Raw genomic sequence first — 17,805 nt, 5'->3', positions numbered from 1 at the left:
GGTCGGGGAGTGTGCCGCGGGGCCTAGGCTGTGCCCCGTGACCGAGCAGCGTGGCGGACCCGTCGACGAGTCCTGCGTCCTGCCCGAGGGGCCGTGGACGCACCGGTTCGTCGGCGCCAACGGCAGCCGCTTCCACGTCGTCGAGGCCGGCACCGGCCCGATGGTGCTCTTCCTGCACGGCTTCCCCGAGTACTGGCTGGCCTGGCGGGACCTGCTGCCGGCGGTGGCCGACGCGGGATTCCGGGCGGTCGCGGTCGACCTGCGCGGTTACGGCGCGAGCGACAAGCCACCCCGGGGGTACGACGGCTACACCCTCGCCGCCGACGTGGCCGGGCTGATCCGGGCGCTGGGCGAACGGTCGGCGACCCTGGTCGGCGCCGGGGCCGGCGGCCTGATCGCCTGGACGGTCGCCTCGTTCCACCCCACCCTGGTCCGGCGGCTGGTGGTGCTCGGCGCCCCGCACCCGCTCCGGCTGCGCGCCGCGATCTTCGCCGACCCGCGCGGCCAGTTCGCCGCCTCCACCCCGGCGCTGAAGTTCCAGCTTCCCCGGTACGAACACGTGCTCACCAGGGACAACGCCGCCGAGGTCGAGGCGATTCTGCGCCGCTGGGGCGGGCCACAGTGGGTGGACGGCCCGGACTTCGCGGCGTACGCCCGGTGCTGCCGCGAGGCGATGCAGATCCCGCAGGCCGCCTTCTGCGCGCTGGAGGGCTACCGCTGGGCGTTCCGGTCGGTGCTCCGGCTGCACGGCTACCGGTTCGTCCGGCTGATGCAGAAGCCGCTGGTCACGCCGACCCTGCAACTGCACGGCGCGCTGGACCCCGCCTCCCTGCCGCGCACCGCGCAGGGCTCCGGCCGGTACGTCACCGCCCCGTACGAGTGGCGGCTGCTCGACGGGGTCGGCCACTTCCCGCACGTGGAGGCGAAGGACCTGGTGCTCGGGGAGATCCTGCGCTGGACGAAGTCCTGACTCAGACCCGCTGCTCGCGCAGGTCGGCCACCTCGTTCGCCGGCGCCCACCCCTGGTAGACCCCGAAGTCGAAGGCCTCCAACCCCATCGCCCGGGCCACCGGCCAGCGTCCACCGCTGTACTCCACCCGCAGCCAGCCGTCGTGCTCGGCCAGCACGATGAACGGCTGCCCCTGCCAGGTGCAGGTGGTCCGGACGTACGCCAGGTCGTCGACCTCGGCGGCCGGGACCACCCGGACGTACCGGCCGGGGCGTACCTCCTCGAAGCCCTCGCCCGGCTCCGGCTGGTAGAGCCGGACGTCGTCGCCGTCCGGGCTGGCCTGGTACTCCCGGCCCTGCCAGCGGGCCACGTAGCCGTCGCGGGTCACGACTCGCCGACCCGTCGCCAGAGCAGCGCGTCGCCGTCCAGGATGGCGACGACCCGCTCGGTGCCGTCCGCGCCGATCCGCCAGAGCTGCGCGCCGTGCGGCAGGCGCGCGCTGTCCACCTTGAACTCGGCGACCACGTCGCTGCTCTCCCCGGGCGCGAACCCGTTGCCCCGGAACGGCGGCCGCTCGATCACCCAGCCCTCCATCGCCCGCATCGCGGCCTCGTTCTGCCCGCCGTACGGGATGCGGTAGAGGCTCGGCCGGTACGCCGGCCAGCGGAGCACGTAGACCTCCTCGGCGTCGCGGGAGAAGGGCGAGTCCGGGTGGCCGAGGCCGAGCGCGTCGTACAGCTGCGCCGGGGTGGTCAGGTGGGCCAGCTCGTTGGCCCGGTGCACGAAGCCGGACACCCGGTCGTAGCCCCGCTCCAGGTAGTAGGCGAGCTGACTCGCGGCGACCGCCTTCTGCATGGTCACCGGGCGGGTGGGGTCCTGCGCTTGCGGGGCGTACCGGGCCGAGGTCACCGGCGCCGGCGCGACGGGCTGCTCCGGCTCGCTCTCCAGGTCGTCGCCGAGCCCCACCTCGGCGGCCCAGTTGGCCAGCCCGAGGACCTGCTCGCCGGGGTACTTCGCCCCGACCGGGGTCCCGGGGTTGACCGCGAACGACCAGCTCTCGTCCGTCCAGCGGCGGATGAGCTGGACAAACTTGACCCGTACCGTCTCGACCGGCCCGTCGGCCCGGGCCGCGAGCCGCTCCGGAGAGGTGTAGACCACCACGTACGTCTCGCCGTCCAGCTCCTCGGTCCGCCAGACGAAGCCCGGGTCACCCGGACGGCTGCCCGGCGCCGAGTCCGGCGCGGCGGGCAGCAGCACCCGGGCCAGCAGCAGGGTGGAGAGGAAGGTGTCCGTGCTGCCGCTGCCCGCCGCGCCGAGCAGGTCCTCCTCGACGTCGTTCGCCGGCACGAAGTCGACCGGCGCCGGCTCCTCGCGCCGGGACGTGCCGGCCCCAGTGGGCTGGTCGACGAGCGGTCCGGCGCCCGCCGCGGCCACGGTCGACGCCGGCTCGACCGGTCGCCTGGTCGGGTTGGCGGTCTCGCCCGACCGCGCGTCCGGCTCACCGGGCGGGGTGGCCGGCTCGACGGTCCCGACCGAACGGTCGGTCGGCGCGAAGGGCGGGGTGGCCGGCTGCGCCGGCGACGGGGTGGGCCCGGGCAGCGGCGCGGTCCGCTGGGCCGCGGACGGGGTCGCCTCAAGCGGCGCGGTCCGTTCTGCGACGAACGTGGTCGCCTCAGCCGGTGGTGCGGCGGGTTCGGCCGGCGCGTACAGCGGCGCGGTCGGCTCAGCCGACGGCGCGGTCGGCGCGTACAGCGAGGCGGTCGGCTCGGTCGCGGGCGTGGTCGGTTCGGTCCGCGGCTCGACGGCGAACGAGACGGTGGGATCGGCGGGGCCGGCCCAGGAGGCGGCCGCCCGGTCCGCGTCGGCGGAGGCCACGGCAGCCGGGGCGGCGGGGACGCTCGGCACCTCGTACGGTTCCCGTCGTGCGGTCTCCGCCGGCTCGGTCCCGGCCGGACGGTGGTCGGCCCGCCCCGCCGGTTGACCGCCCGCCGGCTCGGTGAGGTCGCGGGCCTCGATGACGGTGCCCTCGATCACGATCGGCGAGAAGGCCCGTCGGGGCGCGGGCGGAGCCGAGACCGGCTCGGCGATCGACGGGGGCAGCTCCTCGGGCTCCGCCGGGGCGACGAACGGCGGGGTGGCCGGTCCGGGGCGGCCGGCGGGGGCGAGGATCGGCTGGGTCTGCTCGTCCGCCCCAGGGCCTCCGCCGGCCGTCGGAGGACGACGACGGGGCAGGGCAAGGGTGGGGTCCCCGCCGGCGGCCGGGTCGGCCGAACGGAACGCCATGGTCGGCTCCGCAGCGGGCGGCTCGGGCCGTGGGCGCGGAAGCTCCGGCGCCGGCTCGGCGGGGGCGTCGACCCGGAACGCGCGGGTCGCCTCCTCCGGCACCGGCTCGGCGAGGGGTCGGCGACGCGGGAACGGCTGGCCGCCCCGACCGAGGAGGGACGGCGGCACGGCCCGGTCACCCGTGCGGTGCGGCTGGTCCAGCGGCGACGACCGCCGGGACACCCGCCCGGACGCGGACTCGAAGAAGGACCGGGCGGGGGTGGGCGCCGGGTCGTGGCTCCCGCCGTTCACGGCCGCCGCCCCGGGCCGGCCGGAGGTCGGGCCGGGGCCGAACGGGTCCTGGTCGTCGGGGCGGCGACGGAGGTCGCTGAGCCAGCCGGAGAGGCCTTCGGCGCCATTCTCCGTCCCCGCCGCAGGCCGGGCGAGGTGGGAACGGTCGACCGGTTCGGTCGGCTCGGCGCCGTTCCGGCCGGTGGGTGCGCCGGCCCCGGGCCGGTCGCCGGAGCGCCGGTCACCGGTGTCGGTCGTGGAGCGGGCCGGCTCGCCGCCGATCCGCGCGGGCCGGGTAGGCGATGTCGGGTGGGCGGGCGCCGCGCGGGCGTCCGGTGCCGCCGGCTGCCGGGTCGCCGGGGGAACGCCGGGTGCGGCGGCCGCTGGCGGAACCGCGGGCCGGGCCGGCGCGGTCGGGATCGGCACGGTCGACGGCTCCGGCGCAGCGGACGGCGGCACGGGAGCAGACCCGCCGAAGGCCGGGGAGACCGGCGTGCCGGGAGCCGGGGAGACCGGCGTGCCGGGGGCCGGGGAGACCGGGGCGTCGCGGCCCGGCACGGTGGCGCTGGCCCGGGCGCGGCCGGCCGTCTCGACCCGTTCGAGGCGGGCCCGGGCGCCCATGGTCCGGCCGGGCAGCCGGACATCCCCCCGGGAGAGCTGCGCGACGAACCACGCGGGCAGATAGCCCTCGATCGGCAGCCCGGGGTTCACCGCCAGCCACCACTCGTGGTTCGGCCAGTCCGCCGCGAGATCGGCGTACGGGACGCGTCGGGTGGTGCCCGCGTTCTCGCCCAGGCAGGACCGCAGGGCGGTGGCCGACGTGAATGCCAGCACGTGCGTCCGGCCGCCGGTGGTCCAGGTCCCCCATCCCATCGGCGTCTGCCCGGCGAGCGCCTCCGCGGAGACCGGCAGCAGCAGGTCGACGCGGGTCAGAATACGGAAGTAGAGCTCCTGGTCCTGGGCGCGCAAGGCGTCCCGCATCGCCACCTCGGCCTCGGTAGCCGGTTCCCATCCGGTCACGGCCACCTCTCCTCCCGCGAACAGGCCATAGGTATCGCGTACAACCTACAAGGTAGTAACAAGATCACGATGGCTGGCCATCGTCGGTCCACCGGCCCGGCGCGGAGGCGTTAACATCGCGTTCCGGAGTCGCCACGATACGGAGGCGGTCGATGTCCCGGCCCATCGCGCGCCCGGCCCTGGCCGTCCTGGCGGCGGTCGTCACCGCCGTCCTGCCGGCCCCGCCGGCCGCCGCCCGGGCCGCGCCGGCCTGCTCCGCGCCGCCCGCGCCGGTCCGCCCGGTGGTCGACCAGCCGTGGCCCCAGCAACGGTACGCCCCGGACCGGCTCACCCCGTTGGCCACCGGCGCCGGCGTGGTGGTCGCGGTGGTCGACTCGGGGGTGGACCGGCGACACCCGCAGCTGGCCGGCCGGGTGCTCGACGGCGCCGACTTCCTCGACCCGGGCGGCGACGGCACCCGGGACTGCGCCGGCCACGGCACCGGGGTGGCGAGCATCGTCGCGGCGGCGCCCCGCCCGGGCGTGGCGTTCCGCGGGCTGGCGCCGGATGCCCGCATCCTGCCGGTGCGGGTCAGCGAGCAGCAGGTGGTCGACGGGCGGGAGTCGGGGCGGACGGTCGGCGCGGCCGACTTCGCCCGGGCGATCCGTTGGGCGGTCGACCACGACGCCGACGTGCTCAACCTCTCCGTCGTGCTCTACGCCGACGACCCGGCGGTCCGCTCGGCGATCGCGTACGCGGTCCGTCGGAACGTGGTCGTGGTGGCCGCCGCGGGCAACCTCCACGACAGCGGGGACCCCCGCCCCTACCCGGCCGCGTACGACGGGGTGCTCGGGGTGGGCGCGATCGGGGCGGACGGCGTGCGGTCGCCCTTCTCCCAGACCGGCCCGTACGTCGACCTGGTCGCGCCCGGCGGCGACGTGCTGATGGCCGCCCCCGGGCAGGGACACCACCCGGCGGAGGGGACGAGCTACGCGGCGCCGTTCGTGGCGGCCACCGCGGCGCTGCTCCGGCAGTACCGCCCCGAGCTGACCGGGAGCGAGGTGGCCCGCCGGATCGTCGGCAGCACCGACCCGGCCCCGGGGCGCGGCGACGGCTACGGCGCCGGAGTGCTGAATCCGTACCGGGCGGTCACCGAGACACCCGGGCCGGTGACGGGCCGGCCCGGACGGGCCGCCGCGCTCCCGGTGGGCGGCACCGATCCGGCCGCCGCGGCGCACCGGGCCCGGCGGGCGACGGCACGGCACCGGGCGCTGCTGGTGGCCGGCGTGGCCGGGGCGACGGCGACGGTGTTGGTGCTGCTGGCGGTGGTGCTGCCCCGGGGCGCCCGCCGCCGCTGGCGCCCGGCCGGCCCGGCCTGACCCTTCAGCGGAAGCAGAGCCGGAGCCGGTCGGGGACCTGGCAGAGCCGGCAGGCGACCCGGACGGCGGTGGGGTCGGGCGGGCTGCCCGACCCCACCGCCGCGCGGCCGTCACTGGAACAGGTTGACGTTCCGCTTCTCGGTGTCGAGATAGTCGGTGGCGGAGTCGTCCACCGCCAGCTTGATGTCGCGCAGCATCGCCTGCAGGTCCTGCGAGGCGGACCGCCACCTCGCCTGCCGCTGCTCGTACGCCTCCCGGGCCTCACCGTTCCAGCTCGCCACCAGCGGTGCGGCGTCCCGTTCGAGCTGCCCGAGCTGGCTGTCGAGCGTGTTCAGCGCCTTCTGGATGTCCGCGCCGGCCTGCTGCAACGCGGCGAAGTTGACGACCAGCACACCGTGGTCCATCGGATTTCCCTCCGGGTGGTCAGAGCGGCAACTGGATGCCGCGGTTGGTGCCGGCGACCCGGCTGGCGGCCTCGGTGTCCGAGACGTCGTACTGCTGGCCGGCGGTGCGGATCGCCGCGGCGGTCTCCCGCAGGGCCCGCTGCAGCGCCGCCTGGTCCTGCGACCACTGCTGCTTGACCTGCTCGAACGAACGCCCGCCGGCGCCCCGCCAGGCCTGCTGCAACACCTCCAGCTCGGCCATCAGGCCGCTCAGCATGGTCTGCAACGACTGGTCCACCTGCTCGAACTTCGCGGCGGTCTGCTGCATCACCGCGGCTTCTGCCTGGGTCTGGGACACCCGCACGTCACCTCGTCTCCTCCGGTCGTGGCTGGTCGCGGGAACGACCGCCGTGGACGATCCGTGGCGCGGGGCCGGCGTCGTGGGGCGGGACGGCTGCGCGCTCGACGGAACTCGTCGCTGACGGTAGCCGCCTGACTCCGGTTGTGCTACCCCCTCGGTATCCCCTGTGGACAACGGCCGTAACAGTGAACCCTTACGATGAGCCACGCCATCGTCACCCGAGGATCGGCGGAGGAGGAGCGGTGACGGCGACCAGGACCGCACCCCCGGCTCCGGCGACGGCCCGCCAGCCCCTGCCACCACAGTGGATGCCGGCCCGCGCGCGCCCGCTCTCCGGCCTGCGGGCCGGTCAGGTCGTAGCCGCGCAGCTGGCCGTGGCGGTGCTCGTCGCCGCCGTCGGCCGAGGGGTGGCCGTCACCGCCGCCGCCCTGCTGCTGGCCGCCCTGCTGCTGCCCGCCGCCTGGGTCCGGGTCCGCGGCCGCTGGCTCTTCGAGTGGCTGGTCGTCGGCCTGCCCCACCTCACCCGACGGCGCTCCCTGCCACCGGCCGCCGCCCCGGCCGCCCTGGTTGGCCTGGTGTCCCCCGGCGCCGAGGTGCGCTCCGCCGAACTGGCCGGCGGCCCGGCCGCCGTGGTCGACGACGCCGCCGGGCTGACCGCGCTGCTGGAGATCGGCGACCCGGCCGATCTGCTCGGCGACGGTCGGCGCACCCTGCCGCCGCCGCTGTCGCTGCTGCCGGCCCCGAGCGCGGAGAGCCCACCGGTGCGGATCCAGCTCCTGCTCTCCGCGTCGCCCGCGCCGGGACCGGCCACCGCTGCCGGCACCGCCGGCACGTCGTACCGGCAGCTCACCGACGGGCGGCTCGCCGCGCGAGACCGGGCCGTGCTCGCCGTCCGGGTGCTGCGCGTCGACGGCTGGTCGGACGAGGAGCTGCGCCGCGCGCTCTCCGGCACGGTCCGGCGGATCGTCCGCCGGCTCGGGCCGCTGACCGGTCGGCCGCTGGGCGGGCCGGCCGCGCTGCGCGTGCTCGCCGAGCTGGCCCACCATGATGCCGGCGCGCCCACCCGCGAGTCCTGGCAGACCGTGGCGGCCGGTGGGCTGCTGCAGGCCACGTTCCGGCTGCATCGGTGGCCGGATCCGCGTACCGACGCCGGGCGACGGCTGGTGTCCCGGCTGCTCGCGCTGCCGGCCACCGCCACCACCGTCTCGCTCTGCGTCGGCCCGCGCGCCGGCGCCGACCCCGCGCCGGTGCCGGCCGAGCTCACCGTACGCCTGGCCGCCTGGACGGCCGCGGAGCTGGCGGTCGCCGACCGGGCGCTGCATCGGCTCGTCGCCGACCTGGGCGGCGCGGTCCGCCGGCTCGACGGCGAGCAGCTGGGTGGGCTGGCCGGCACCCTGCCGCTGGCGTCGGCGCGAGCCGACGGCACGGTCGGCGGGGCGGCCCTGGACGCGCTGGAGCTGAGCCTCGGCGAGGCGGGGCTGATGGTGGGCGCGAACCGGCACGGCGGGGCGGTCACCGTCCGGCTGTTCCGTCCCGAGCCGACCCGGCTGCTGCTCGTCGGCGGGGTACGGGTCGCGCAGCTGCTCGTGCTGCGGGCGCTGGCCCTGGGCGCCCGGGTGGTCGTGCAGACCGCGCGACCGCGAGCCTGGGAGCCGTTCGTCCGGGGGGTCGGCGCGCCTGGCGGGGCGGTGCCGGTGATCCCGCCCGGGCGGCCGGTGGGCGGGGTGCCCGGATCGCCGTTGCAGCCGCTGCTGCTCGTGGTCGACGCCGGCGCGGCGCCGGACGGGGCCGGGCCCGGGGCGGCCTGGCAGTCCACCCTGGTCGTCCGGGACGGGCTCACCCCGGCGGACGTGGACGCACTGGCCCGGGCGGACCTGGCGATCCTGCAACCACTGGACCCGGAGGAGGCGACCCTGGCCGGCGTCGCCCTGGGGCTGGGTGGCTCGGCGGAGTGGCTGACCCGGATCCGGGACGACATGGTCGCGGTGGTCAACCGGCGGGCGCTGCGCTGGGCGCTGCTCTCCCCGACGCCGATCGAGTCGCAACTGGTCGGTCGTCCCGCCCGCCGCTGACGACCCGGCCGCCGAACGGCGGATTCGTCGATCTTCACGGGTTCCGCTGGTGGACGGTCCGTGGCACGATCCCCGCCATGGGTTTTCTGAAGGGTCTTCTGATCCGGCTGGGCTCGACGGCGGTGGCCTTCTGGCTGGCCACGCTGCTCATCCCGGGCATCTCGCTGAACTCCGACTCGGTCACCGAGACGGTCACCACCCTCGTGCTGGTCGCGGTGATCTTCGGGGTGGTCAACGCCGTACTCCAGCCGATCATCAAGACCGTCGGCTGCGGCTTCTACCTGTTCACCCTCGGCCTGATCGCCCTGGTCGTCAACGGGCTGCTCTTCCTGCTCACGAGCTGGATCGCCGACCAGGCCGGGCTGCCGTTCCACGTGGACGGCTTCTGGCCGGCCGCGGTGCTCGGCGCGCTCTTCGTCGGCATCGTCACCTGGATCCTCGGCGCCATCCTCGACCGCGACTGACCACCGACGCACCCGATTCCCGCCCGCCGGCCAGTCCAGCGGGCGGGAATTGGCTGGTGAGGAGCGGGTGGGCCGGGACTAGCGTCACCGGGGTGTTCACCCTGACCCGCCCTGACGGTTACCAGCTCAGCACCGACCCGGACCGGATCGACCTCGACCTCGTGCACCGGTGGCTCTCCACCGACGCGTACTGGGCGCTCGGGCGGGACCGGGAGACCGTCGCGCGCGCCTTCGCCGGCTCGGTCGGCTTCGGCGCCTACCGGCCCGGTGACGGGCGCCAGGTGGCGGTGGCCCGGGTGGTCACCGACCGGGCGACGTTCGCCTGGCTCTGCGACGTCTACGTCGACCCGGCGGAGCGCGGTCGCGGGCTGGGCACCTGGCTGGCCGGCGCGGCCCGCGACCACCTGGCCGGGCTGGGCGTACACCGGATCGTGCTGGCCACCGCCGACGCGCACGGGGTGTACGCCAAGGTCGGCTTCACCCCGGTCGAACCCGATCTCTGGATGAAGTGGGCACCGCCGGTGAGCCAGGTCACCGGAAAGGAGCAAAGCACCGCTTCGCCACTTACGGTGGAGGCGTGAACCCGATCCGCCTCGGCTACCTGTACGGGCTCGGCGCGTACCTGCTCTGGGGTTTCTTCCCGCTCTACCTGAAGCTGCTGCGCCCGGCCGGGCCGCTGGAGATCCTCGCCCACCGGATCGTCTGGTCCGTGGCCTTCGTGGCGCTGCTGCTCGCCGCGATGCGCAACATCGGCTTCCTGCGGGCGCTGCTGCGCCGGCCCCGGGCGCTGGCCGGCATCGCCGCCGCGGCCGCGCTGATCGCGGTCAACTGGGGCACCTACATCTACGGGGTGAACTCGGACCGGGTGGTGGAGACCGCCCTCGGCTACTTCATCAACCCGCTCGTCTCGGTGCTGCTCGGGGTCTTCGTGCTGCGCGAGCGGCTGCGGCCGGCGCAGTGGGCGGCACTCGGCGTCGGCGCGCTGGCGGTGGCCGTGCTCACCGTCGACTACGGCCGACTGCCCTACCTCGCGCTCACCCTGGCCTTCAGCTTCGCCTGCTACGGGTTCGTGAAGAAGCGGCTGGGGCTGCCGGCCGCGGAGGGCCTCTTCGTCGAGTCGGCGGTGCTGGCGCTGCCGGCACTGGCGTACCTTGGGTGGCTGAGCCTGCGCGGCGACTCTACGTTCGGACACGTTTCGGCCGGGCACACCGTGCTGCTGGTGCTGGCCGGGGCGGCGACCGCCATCCCGCTGCTGCTTTTCGCCGGCGCGGCGAACCGCTTGCCGCTGTCCCTGCTGGGCATGCTGCAGTACCTCGCGCCGGTCCTCCAGCTCGGCTGCGGGGTGCTGATCTTCCACGAGCCCATGCCGCCGGCCCGCCTCGCCGGCTTCGCCCTGGTCTGGCTCGCCCTGATCGTCTTCACCCTCGACGCCCTCCGCCAAGCCCACCAGACCCGCACCCGCACCCGCACCGACTCCCAACCCCCCATCCCCACCCCCACCGCCCCCTGAGCCCGCCGATCTTGCAGTTCGGGCCCGTCGAACGGACGGAATGCCCGGTTTGCCGAGGCGCCAACCGCAAGATCGCGGAAGCGGGGGTGGGGTGGGGGTGGGGGTTAGCGGGCGTCGTAGGCGAGGACGGGGGTGTCGTCGGCGCGGAGGAGTTCCAGGCGGACCAGCTCACCCTTGGTGAAGTGGGTGACGCCGGTGAGGCGGACGTCGTCGCCGGGGGCGGCGAGCCAGGAGCCGATCTGCTCCGTCGCCCCGTCCGGGCCGTGCGCCACCAGCCGGAAGGTGTACGCCTCGCGGTGCCCGGCCCGCCGGTCGTACCCGCAGTGCATGGTCACCTCGGTGCCCCAGTCGGTGCCGGTCAGCCCGATCTCGGCGTGCACCGGCACCGCTCCGGCGACCGGCCGCATCGCCACCAGCGGCGCCTGCGGCGGGGGCGGGTCGGCCGGCCGGACCAGGGTCACTCCGACGCCCGCGAGCACGGCGAGCACGGCGGCGGCGAGCACGGTCACCGCGTACCGCCGGCGGGTCCGGGACCGCTCGCGGCGCCGCCGCTCCCGCGCGGCGTCGAGCAGCGCGGGCATCCGGGAGGTCTCCGACGCGGACGGCAGGAACTGTTCCAGCCCGGCCGGGTCGAGCCGGCCGAGCAGCCCGGGCAGCACGGCGATCTCGGCCACCGCCTCCCGGCAGGCCGCGCAGCCGGCGAGGTGCCGCTCGTAGGCGGCCCGGTCGGCGGGGGCGAGGGCACCCAGCACGTACGCGCCGTCGTCGTGCGTGAACTCGCAGCGGGTCATCCGGTCACCCCCATCTCGGCCAGCACCAACCGTAGTGAGCGCAGCGCGTAGTGGGTGCGCGACTTCACCGTGCCCGGCGGCACGCCGAGGCGGGCGGCGGCCTCGGCCACCGACCGCCCCTGGTAGAAGCACTCGACCAGCACCTCCCGGTGGGTCGGGCTGAGCCGGTTCAGCGCCTCGGCCACGGTCCACGCCTCCACCGCGCGCTCCGCTTCGTCGACCGTCTCGGGGGGTTCGGGCAGCTCGTCGGTGTAGACCTCGCCGACCCGGGTGGACCGCCGCCGCCAGGCGTCGATGGCCAGGTTCCGCGCCGTGGTGAAGAGCCAGGCCCGGACCGAGCCGCGCCGCGGGTCCAGCGACTCGGGGTGCCGCCAGGCCCGCAGCAGCGTCTCCTGCACCAGGTCCTCGGCGCGCGTCCGATCGCCGTTGACCAGCCGGAGGGCGTGCGCGAAGAGCGCGTCGGCATGCTCGTCGTGCAGCGCGCGCAGCAGTTGGGCGTCGTGGTCGCTGATGGCGGTCACCTCGCTCTCGGCGAGTCCGGGCGGTGCGTTCGCCCGTGCATACGTGTGGTGACCCCGATCGGTTCAGTCGGATCGCCGCTGTGGGTGTTCACACCCGGTTCACGCCGGGGCCGACCAGCGCTCACCGGGCCCTGGCAGCGTCCGCCCGGTACGCGCGCGGGTGATCCCAGCGTGCCACCGACATCCTTCCAGGAGGCCCCTCCCATGAGCGACCGTCCCCGGCTGCTCCCGCTGCTGGGCGCCAACCGCCACGGCAGCCGCGACGCGATGACCTGCCTGTACCGCTGCGGCAACGCCTGCGACCACCCGGTACCGAACTCCTCCGACAACCCGTACTTCGGGGACCTGGTCAACGCCGAGGTCTCCCGGCGCGGCGTGGTCCGGGCCGGCGCCGTCGGCGCCCTGGTCCTCGGATTCGGGGGCGCGGCCGCGGGCGCGCTGGCCGGCGCGGCTCCGGCCGCCGCCGCCCCGACCGCGCCCGTCGCGCCCGAGGCGACCGAGCTGGCGGCCGGGCGGGGCGGCGTGGGCAGCGGCGCGCTGACCTTCAAGCCGATCCCGCCGAACAAGCTCGACACCCTGGTGGTGCCGAACGGGTACGACCACGCCGTCGTGATCAAGTGGGGCGACCCGGTGGTGCGCGGCGCGCCCGCGTTCGGCGTGCACGCGCAGACCGCCGCCGCGCAGGCGGAGCAGTTCGGCTACAACAACGACTTCGTCGGGGTGCTGCCGATCGACCGGAAGCGGGCGCTGCTCGTGGTGAACCACGAGTACACCAACGAGGACCTGATGTTCCCCGGCTTCACCGGGATCGACGCCCTCTCGGTCGAGCAGCTGCGGATCGCGATGGCCGCGCACGGCATGTCCGTGGTGGAGCTGGAGCGGGTCGACGGCACCGGGCGGTGGCGGCCGGTCGACCACGGCCGGCGGCCGTACAACCGGCGGGTCACCGCGCTGGCCACGAAGTTCGAGGTGACCGGCCCCGCCGCCGGCTCGGCCTGGCTGCGCACCGCCGCCGACCCGAAGGGTCGTACGGTGGTCGGCACGCTGAACAACTGCTCCGGCGGGGTCACCCCGTGGGGCACGATCCTCTCCGGCGAGGAGAACTTCAACCAGTACTTCGTCGGCGGCGACGGCGCGCCGGAGGAGCTGAAGCCGAAGCTGGCCCGATACGGCATCCCCACCGACGTGCGCTACCCGAGCGGCAGCCGCAAGTGGGACCGCGCCGACGAGCGCTTCGACCTGGTGAAGCACCCGAACGAGGCGCACCGGTTCGGCTGGGTCGTGGAGATCGACCCGTTCGACCCGGAGAGCCGGCCGCGCAAGCACACCGCGCTGGGCCGGTTCAAGCACGAGGGCGCCAACGTCATCGTGGCGCAGGACGGGCACGTGGTCGCGTACATGGGCGACGACGAGCGGTTCGACTACCTGTACAAGTTCGTCTCAGACAAGAAGTTCATGCCGGGCAGTTCCTCGGTGGCCCGGAGGCACAACCTGACCCTGCTGGAGTCGGGCACGCTCTACGTCGCCAGGCTGGCGGGGAACAGCGCCGCCGAGATCGACGGCTCCGGGAAGCTCCCGGCCGACGGGGCGTTCGACGGCCGCGGCGAGTGGATCAAGCTGGTCAGCGGCAACCGGTCGTACGTGGACGGGATGACCGCCGCCGACGTGCTCACCTTCACCCGGCTCGCCGCCGACAAGGTCGCCGCGACCAAGATGGACCGGCCGGAGGACGTCGAGCCGAGCCTGCTCACCGGCAAGGTGTATGTGGCGCTGACCAACAACACCGACCGGGGCAAGGCCGGCAAGGCGCCCGCCGACGAGGCGAACCCGCGCAACCTCAACAAGCACGGCCAGATCCTCGAGCTGGTCGAGGACCGGGGCGACAACACCGCCGAGACCTTCGCCTGGTCGCTGCCGATCGTCTGCGGCGACCCGACCGACCCGGCCACCCACTTCGCCGGGTACGACAAGTCGAAGGTCTCGCCGATCTCCTGCCCGGACAACGTCGCCTTCGACGCCACCGGCAACCTCTGGATCTCCACCGACGGCAACGCGCTGGGCAGCAACGACGGCCTCTTCGCCACCGCCGTCGAGGGTCCCGAGCGGGGGCACCTGAAGCAGTTCCTCACCGTGCCGCTCGGCGCCGAGACCTGCGGCCCGTTCATCACCAAGGACAACCGTTCGGTCTTCGTGGCCGTGCAGCACCCCGGTGAGATCACCGGCGCGTCGGTGGAGAAGCCGGCGTCCACCTGGCCCGACGGCGACTTCGCCAAGCCCGGCGTGGTGGTCACCTGGCGCCTCGACGGCGGGCCGATCGGCAGCTGACCTTCCCCGTGGCGGTCCGGCGCTGGACCGCCGCCCGAAGGGCCCCGCTCCCCGCCAGGGACGGGGCCCTTCGGCGGTCAGCTCTCCGCGGCGATGCCGTCGGCGACGGCCCGGGCGACGGTGAGCAGCTTGGCCCGGACCACCCGGGCGGAGGTCATCATCTCGCTGGCCGGCAGCGCGCAGGCCAGCACCACCCGGCGCTCGATGTCCTTGTCCGGGGTGACCAGCACGGCGGCGCAGGCCACGCCCTGCCGGAACTGCCCGAGCTCCAGCTGCATGCCGCGCCGGTCACCGGCGGCCAGGTCGGCCTCGAACGCCTCGATGCTGGTCAAAGTGGCGCTGGTGAACGGGCGCATGCCGTACTCGCGCAGGTAGCGGAAGCGCTGCTCGGCGGTGAGGGTGGCGAGCAGGCTCTTGCCGAGCGCGGTGGCGTGCGCGCCCTCGTCGAAGCCGGGCACCAGGTCCTCCAGGTACGGCGTGCGCAGCCCCTCGGCGACCGCCGTGACGGCCACCTGGCCGCCCACGAAGCGCCCGAGGTAGTGGCTGTACCCGGTGTCGGCGGCCGCCCGGCGGAGCGACTCACCGACGGCCGGCGGCCCGCGGAACGCGGTCACCAGCTCGCGGTAGCGGTCGGCCACCTCCAGACCCACGATGTACGTCCCGTCCTCGCGGCGGATCACGTAGCCCTCGTACGCCAGGGTGCGCACCAGGTGGTAGGTGGTGGCCACGGTCAGCTCGCAGCGGCGGGCGATCTGCTTGACGGTCAGGCCCCTCGGCGCACGGCCGACCGACTCGAGCACTCGAAGCGCGCGGGACACGCTTCGGATCAGGTCCGAAGGTTCCGCCAAGGGGTCGCGCACAACCACCTCCGCCGCCGGGGACTTACACCATATGAAAAACAGGCCGAGTGCGAAATGCCTGTTCGGATCGAGGATGCCAGATCACCGGGCACAGCCCGTGCACCGACAGACACGATCCGCTGCCAAAACGTGATCGGCGTAGGTTTGCCTGACCATGACCGACACCGTTCTCGACCCAGCGCCTCCCGCGCCGCGGCGGACCGTCCGGGCCAGCGCGGGCGCCATCGCCACCACCATCGCCTGCGTGCTGCCCGTCTTCCTGGTCGGCGGCCTCGCCGTGCAGATGGGCCACGACCTCCACTTCTCCCCCGCCGGGCTGGGCCTCGCCGTCTCGGTCTACTTCGGGATCAGCGCGCTCGCCTCCGTCCCCTCCGGGGCGCTGGTCGAGCGGTACGGCCCGGCCGTGGTCGCCCGCGCCGGCATCCTGCTCTCCGCCGGCTCGCTGCTGGCGGTGGCGACGCTGGTGCGGTCGTACCCGGTGCTGGTCGCCCTGCTCGGGCTCAGCGCCGCCGCGAACGCCCTCGGCCAGCTCGCCAGCAACGCCGCGCTGGCCCGGCACGTCCCGGTGCACCGGCAGGGGCTGTCGTTCGGCGTGAAGCAGGCCGCGATCCCGGTCTCCACGCTGCTGGCCGGCGCGGCGGTGCCCACCATCGCGCTGACCGCCGGCTGGCGCTGGGCGTTCGTGGCGGCGGCCGGGGCCGCGCTCGCCGCGCTGCCGGCCGTACCCCCGCAGGAGGGCGACCGGACCGCGCGGGCCGCCGCCGGCCGCGCCGGCCGGGCGACGTGGGCGCTGGTGGTGGTCGGGGTGGCGGCGACGCTGGCCGCGGCGGCGGCCAACGCCCTGGGCACCTTCGTGGTGGACTCCTCGGTCGGCCGCGGGCTGTCGCCCGGCCTGGCCGGCCTCACCCTGACCCTGGGCAGCGCCGTCTGCGTGGCGGCCCGGGTGGGCGCAGGCTGGCTCGCCGACCGCCGGGAGGGCGGCCACGTCGCGGTCATCGCCGGGATGCTGGTGGTCGGCGCCGGCGGGCTGGGCCTGCTCGCGCTGGCCGGCCCGGCGGCGCTGGTCGCCGGCGTGGTGCTGGGCTTCGGCCTCGGCTGGGCCTGGCCCGGGCTGATGAACTTCGCGGTGGTCAGGCTGCACCCGCAGGCCCCGGCCGCGGCCACCTCGATCACCCAGACCGGGGTGTACGCCGGCGGCTGCCTCGGCCCGCTCGCCCTCGGCGCCGTCGCCGCCCACCTCGGCTACCCCGTCATGTGGGCCGTCGCGGCGGCGTCGATGCTCGTCGCCGCCACCCTCATGCTCACCGGCAGCCGCCTCCTGACCCACCCCTGACGCCCCACCAAGGCCCGACAGGGTCCCGTTGACCATGAAGTTGTTGCCCTCCGACACGGCGTGTCGCGGCAACAACTTCATGGTCAACGCGGGAGTGCGGGGGGGCCGGCGCGGGGCCGGGGACCGGGTGGGTCAGCTGGTGCGGTCGGCGATGTAGTCGCAGAGGGACTCGAGGGCGCGGCGGGCCGGGCCTCCGGGAAGGGGGGCGAGCTGGGCCCGGGCGTCCTCGGCGTAGCTGCGGACGGTCTCCCGCGCGCGCTTGAGCGCCGGGGACTCGCGGAGCAGGCCGAGCGCCTCGGCGTGCAGCGCGTCGTCGACCAGCGGGCCGGTGGCCAGGATCTCCCGGAGCCGGACGGAGGCGGCGTCGGAGTCGTCCGCGGCGAGCGCGTAGAGCACCGGCAGGGTCGGTACGCCCTCGCGCAGGTCGGTGCCGGGCGTCTTGCCGGACTGGGTCGACTCGGAGGCGATGTCGAGCAGGTCGTCGGAGAGCTGGAAGGCCACCCCGATGATCTCGCCGTACCCGGCCAGCGCCTCGGTGTGCTCCGGGGACGCGCCGCCGAACAGGCCGCCGAAGCGGGCCGAGGTGGCGATCAGCGAACCGGTCTTCCCGGCGATGACGTTCAGGTAGTGGGCGACCGGGTCCTCGCCGTCCCGGGGGCCGACGGTCTCGGCGATCTGCCCGTGCACCAACCGGGCGAAGGTGCGCGCCTGGAGGCGGACCGCCTCGGGGCCCAGATCGGCCGCCAGGTCGGCGGCGCGGGCGAAGAGGTAGTCGCCGACCAGGATGGCCACCGAGTTGGCCCAGCGCGAGTTGGCGCTCGGGGCACCGCGACGCACGGCCGCCTCGTCCATCACGTCGTCGTGGTAAAGCGTCGCCAGGTGCGTGAGCTCCATCACCACGGCGGCCGGGACGACCTGCGGCTCGGTCGGATCGCCAAACTGCGCGCCCAACGCCACCAGCAGCGGGCGGAACCGCTTCCCGCCAGCCTCCATCAGGTGCCGCGCGGCCTCGGTGACGAGCGGGTCGGCGCTGGCCACGCTGGCCCGCAGCTCACCCTCGACGTCCTCCAGCAGGCCCAGCACGGAGGCCTCGACGCGGGGATCGGCGAGGTGCAGGCCGAGCGCGCCGAACTGACCCGTGCCCTCCGGACCCCGACGACCGCCGGAGCCGGTGGCACCTGAACGCTCGCCAGCCGGAATCACCACGTCTTCAACCATGCCACACCCGCTCGACCTGCCCCCGGACAGGGGGATACGGACCGGGGGCCGGTACGCGACGCGTACCGGCCCCCGGTGGAACGGCCT

General features: G+C 75.3%; 15 protein-coding genes and 1 pseudogene. 8 read left to right on the top strand and 8 right to left on the bottom strand.

What is annotated here, in order from left to right; translation table 11 throughout:
• The first annotated feature begins 37 nt into the window (after nt 1-37).
• Nucleotides 38-970: an alpha/beta fold hydrolase gene (locus EV384_RS05950; RefSeq protein WP_130330892.1), complete on the top strand. Its 933-nt coding sequence runs from the start codon at nt 38-40 to the stop codon at nt 968-970.
• Between the two features lies 1 nt (nt 971).
• On the opposite strand, the gene EV384_RS05945 is transcribed toward EV384_RS05950, so the two are convergent.
• Nucleotides 972-1,337: a hypothetical protein gene (locus EV384_RS05945; protein WP_130330890.1), complete on the bottom strand. Its 366-nt coding sequence runs from the start codon at nt 1,335-1,337 to the stop codon at nt 972-974.
• Nucleotides 1,334-4,522 carry an SseB family protein gene (locus tag EV384_RS05940; RefSeq protein WP_130330888.1) on the bottom strand — a complete coding sequence of 1,063 codons (3,189 nt, stop codon included), beginning with the start codon at nt 4,520-4,522 and terminating at the stop codon, nt 1,334-1,336. The genes EV384_RS05945 and EV384_RS05940 overlap by 4 nt, the downstream gene beginning before the upstream one ends.
• 152 nt (nt 4,523-4,674) lie before the next feature.
• Here EV384_RS05940 and mycP point away from each other — a divergent pair, with 152 nt between their 5' ends.
• Nucleotides 4,675-5,880 carry a type VII secretion-associated serine protease mycosin gene (gene mycP, locus EV384_RS05935; protein ID WP_130330885.1) on the top strand — a complete coding sequence of 402 codons (1,206 nt, stop codon included), beginning with the start codon at nt 4,675-4,677 and terminating at the stop codon, nt 5,878-5,880.
• Between the two features lie 110 nt (nt 5,881-5,990).
• Here mycP and EV384_RS05930 read toward each other — a convergent pair whose 3' ends face one another.
• Both EV384_RS05930 and EV384_RS05925 read right to left on the bottom strand, forming a co-directional pair.
• Nucleotides 5,991-6,284, bottom strand: coding sequence for a WXG100 family type VII secretion target (locus tag EV384_RS05930; protein WP_130330883.1), 294 nt, complete (start codon nt 6,282-6,284; stop codon nt 5,991-5,993).
• A gap of 19 nt (nt 6,285-6,303) precedes the next feature.
• On the bottom strand, nt 6,304-6,621 hold the full coding sequence (locus tag EV384_RS05925; RefSeq protein ID WP_109803084.1) for a WXG100 family type VII secretion target: 318 nt from the start codon (nt 6,619-6,621) through the stop codon (nt 6,304-6,306).
• A gap of 205 nt (nt 6,622-6,826) precedes the next feature.
• Here EV384_RS05925 and eccE point away from each other — a divergent pair.
• The 4 genes and pseudogenes from eccE to rarD form a co-directional block, all read left to right on the top strand.
• Nucleotides 6,827-8,696: pseudogene (eccE, locus tag EV384_RS05920) on the top strand (type VII secretion protein EccE); the annotation flags it as partial.
• Nucleotides 8,697-8,773: 77 nt separating this feature from the next.
• Nucleotides 8,774-9,160 carry a phage holin family protein gene (locus EV384_RS05915; RefSeq protein ID WP_130330881.1) on the top strand — a complete coding sequence of 129 codons (387 nt, stop codon included), beginning with the start codon at nt 8,774-8,776 and terminating at the stop codon, nt 9,158-9,160.
• A gap of 92 nt (nt 9,161-9,252) precedes the next feature.
• Entirely contained in the window at nt 9,253-9,741 is a 489-nt protein-coding gene (locus EV384_RS05910; protein ID WP_130330879.1) for a GNAT family N-acetyltransferase, read from the top strand.
• On the top strand, nt 9,738-10,670 hold the full coding sequence (gene rarD, locus EV384_RS05905) for an EamA family transporter RarD (RefSeq protein ID WP_130330877.1): 933 nt from the start codon (nt 9,738-9,740) through the stop codon (nt 10,668-10,670). Before EV384_RS05910 ends, rarD begins: the two co-directional genes overlap by 4 nt.
• A 104-nt stretch (nt 10,671-10,774) precedes the next feature.
• Here rarD and EV384_RS05900 read toward each other — a convergent pair whose 3' ends face one another.
• Together EV384_RS05900 and EV384_RS05895 are read right to left on the bottom strand one after the other, a co-directional pair.
• Nucleotides 10,775-11,461 carry an anti-sigma factor family protein gene (locus EV384_RS05900; RefSeq protein ID WP_130330875.1) on the bottom strand — a complete coding sequence of 229 codons (687 nt, stop codon included), beginning with the start codon at nt 11,459-11,461 and terminating at the stop codon, nt 10,775-10,777.
• Complete coding sequence (locus tag EV384_RS05895) at nt 11,458-11,952, bottom strand: sigma-70 family RNA polymerase sigma factor (protein ID WP_130340273.1); 495 nt, start codon at nt 11,950-11,952, stop codon at nt 11,458-11,460. Before EV384_RS05895 ends, EV384_RS05900 begins: the two co-directional genes overlap by 4 nt.
• A 234-nt stretch (nt 11,953-12,186) precedes the next feature.
• On the opposite strand from EV384_RS05895, the gene EV384_RS05890 reads away from it, so the two are divergent.
• Nucleotides 12,187-14,307 (top strand): PhoX family protein, encoded by a 2,121-nt coding sequence (locus tag EV384_RS05890; protein ID WP_130330873.1) that lies wholly within the window; start codon nt 12,187-12,189, stop codon nt 14,305-14,307.
• Between the two features lie 77 nt (nt 14,308-14,384).
• Here the strand turns inward: EV384_RS05890 and EV384_RS05885 are convergent, their stop codons facing one another.
• Nucleotides 14,385-15,167 (bottom strand): IclR family transcriptional regulator, encoded by a 783-nt coding sequence (locus tag EV384_RS05885; RefSeq protein ID WP_130330871.1) that lies wholly within the window; start codon nt 15,165-15,167, stop codon nt 14,385-14,387.
• Nucleotides 15,168-15,321: 154 nt separating this feature from the next.
• Between EV384_RS05885 and EV384_RS05880 the strand changes: the two genes are divergently transcribed.
• Nucleotides 15,322-16,500 carry an MFS transporter gene (locus EV384_RS05880; RefSeq protein ID WP_130330869.1) on the top strand — a complete coding sequence of 393 codons (1,179 nt, stop codon included), beginning with the start codon at nt 15,322-15,324 and terminating at the stop codon, nt 16,498-16,500.
• Nucleotides 16,501-16,632: 132 nt separating this feature from the next.
• Here EV384_RS05880 and EV384_RS05875 read toward each other — a convergent pair whose 3' ends face one another.
• A complete protein-coding gene (locus EV384_RS05875) occupies nt 16,633-17,718 on the bottom strand; it encodes a polyprenyl synthetase family protein (protein ID WP_130330867.1) in 1,086 nt (361 codons plus the stop codon).
• Nucleotides 17,719-17,805 lie beyond the last annotated feature (87 nt).

It is taken from the genome of Micromonospora kangleipakensis, from assembly GCF_004217615.1.
Lineage (GTDB): Bacteria > Actinomycetota > Actinomycetes > Mycobacteriales > Micromonosporaceae > Micromonospora > Micromonospora kangleipakensis.
Note: the sequence above shows the minus strand (reverse complement) of the source record. Positions and strands in the feature narration are given on the sequence as shown.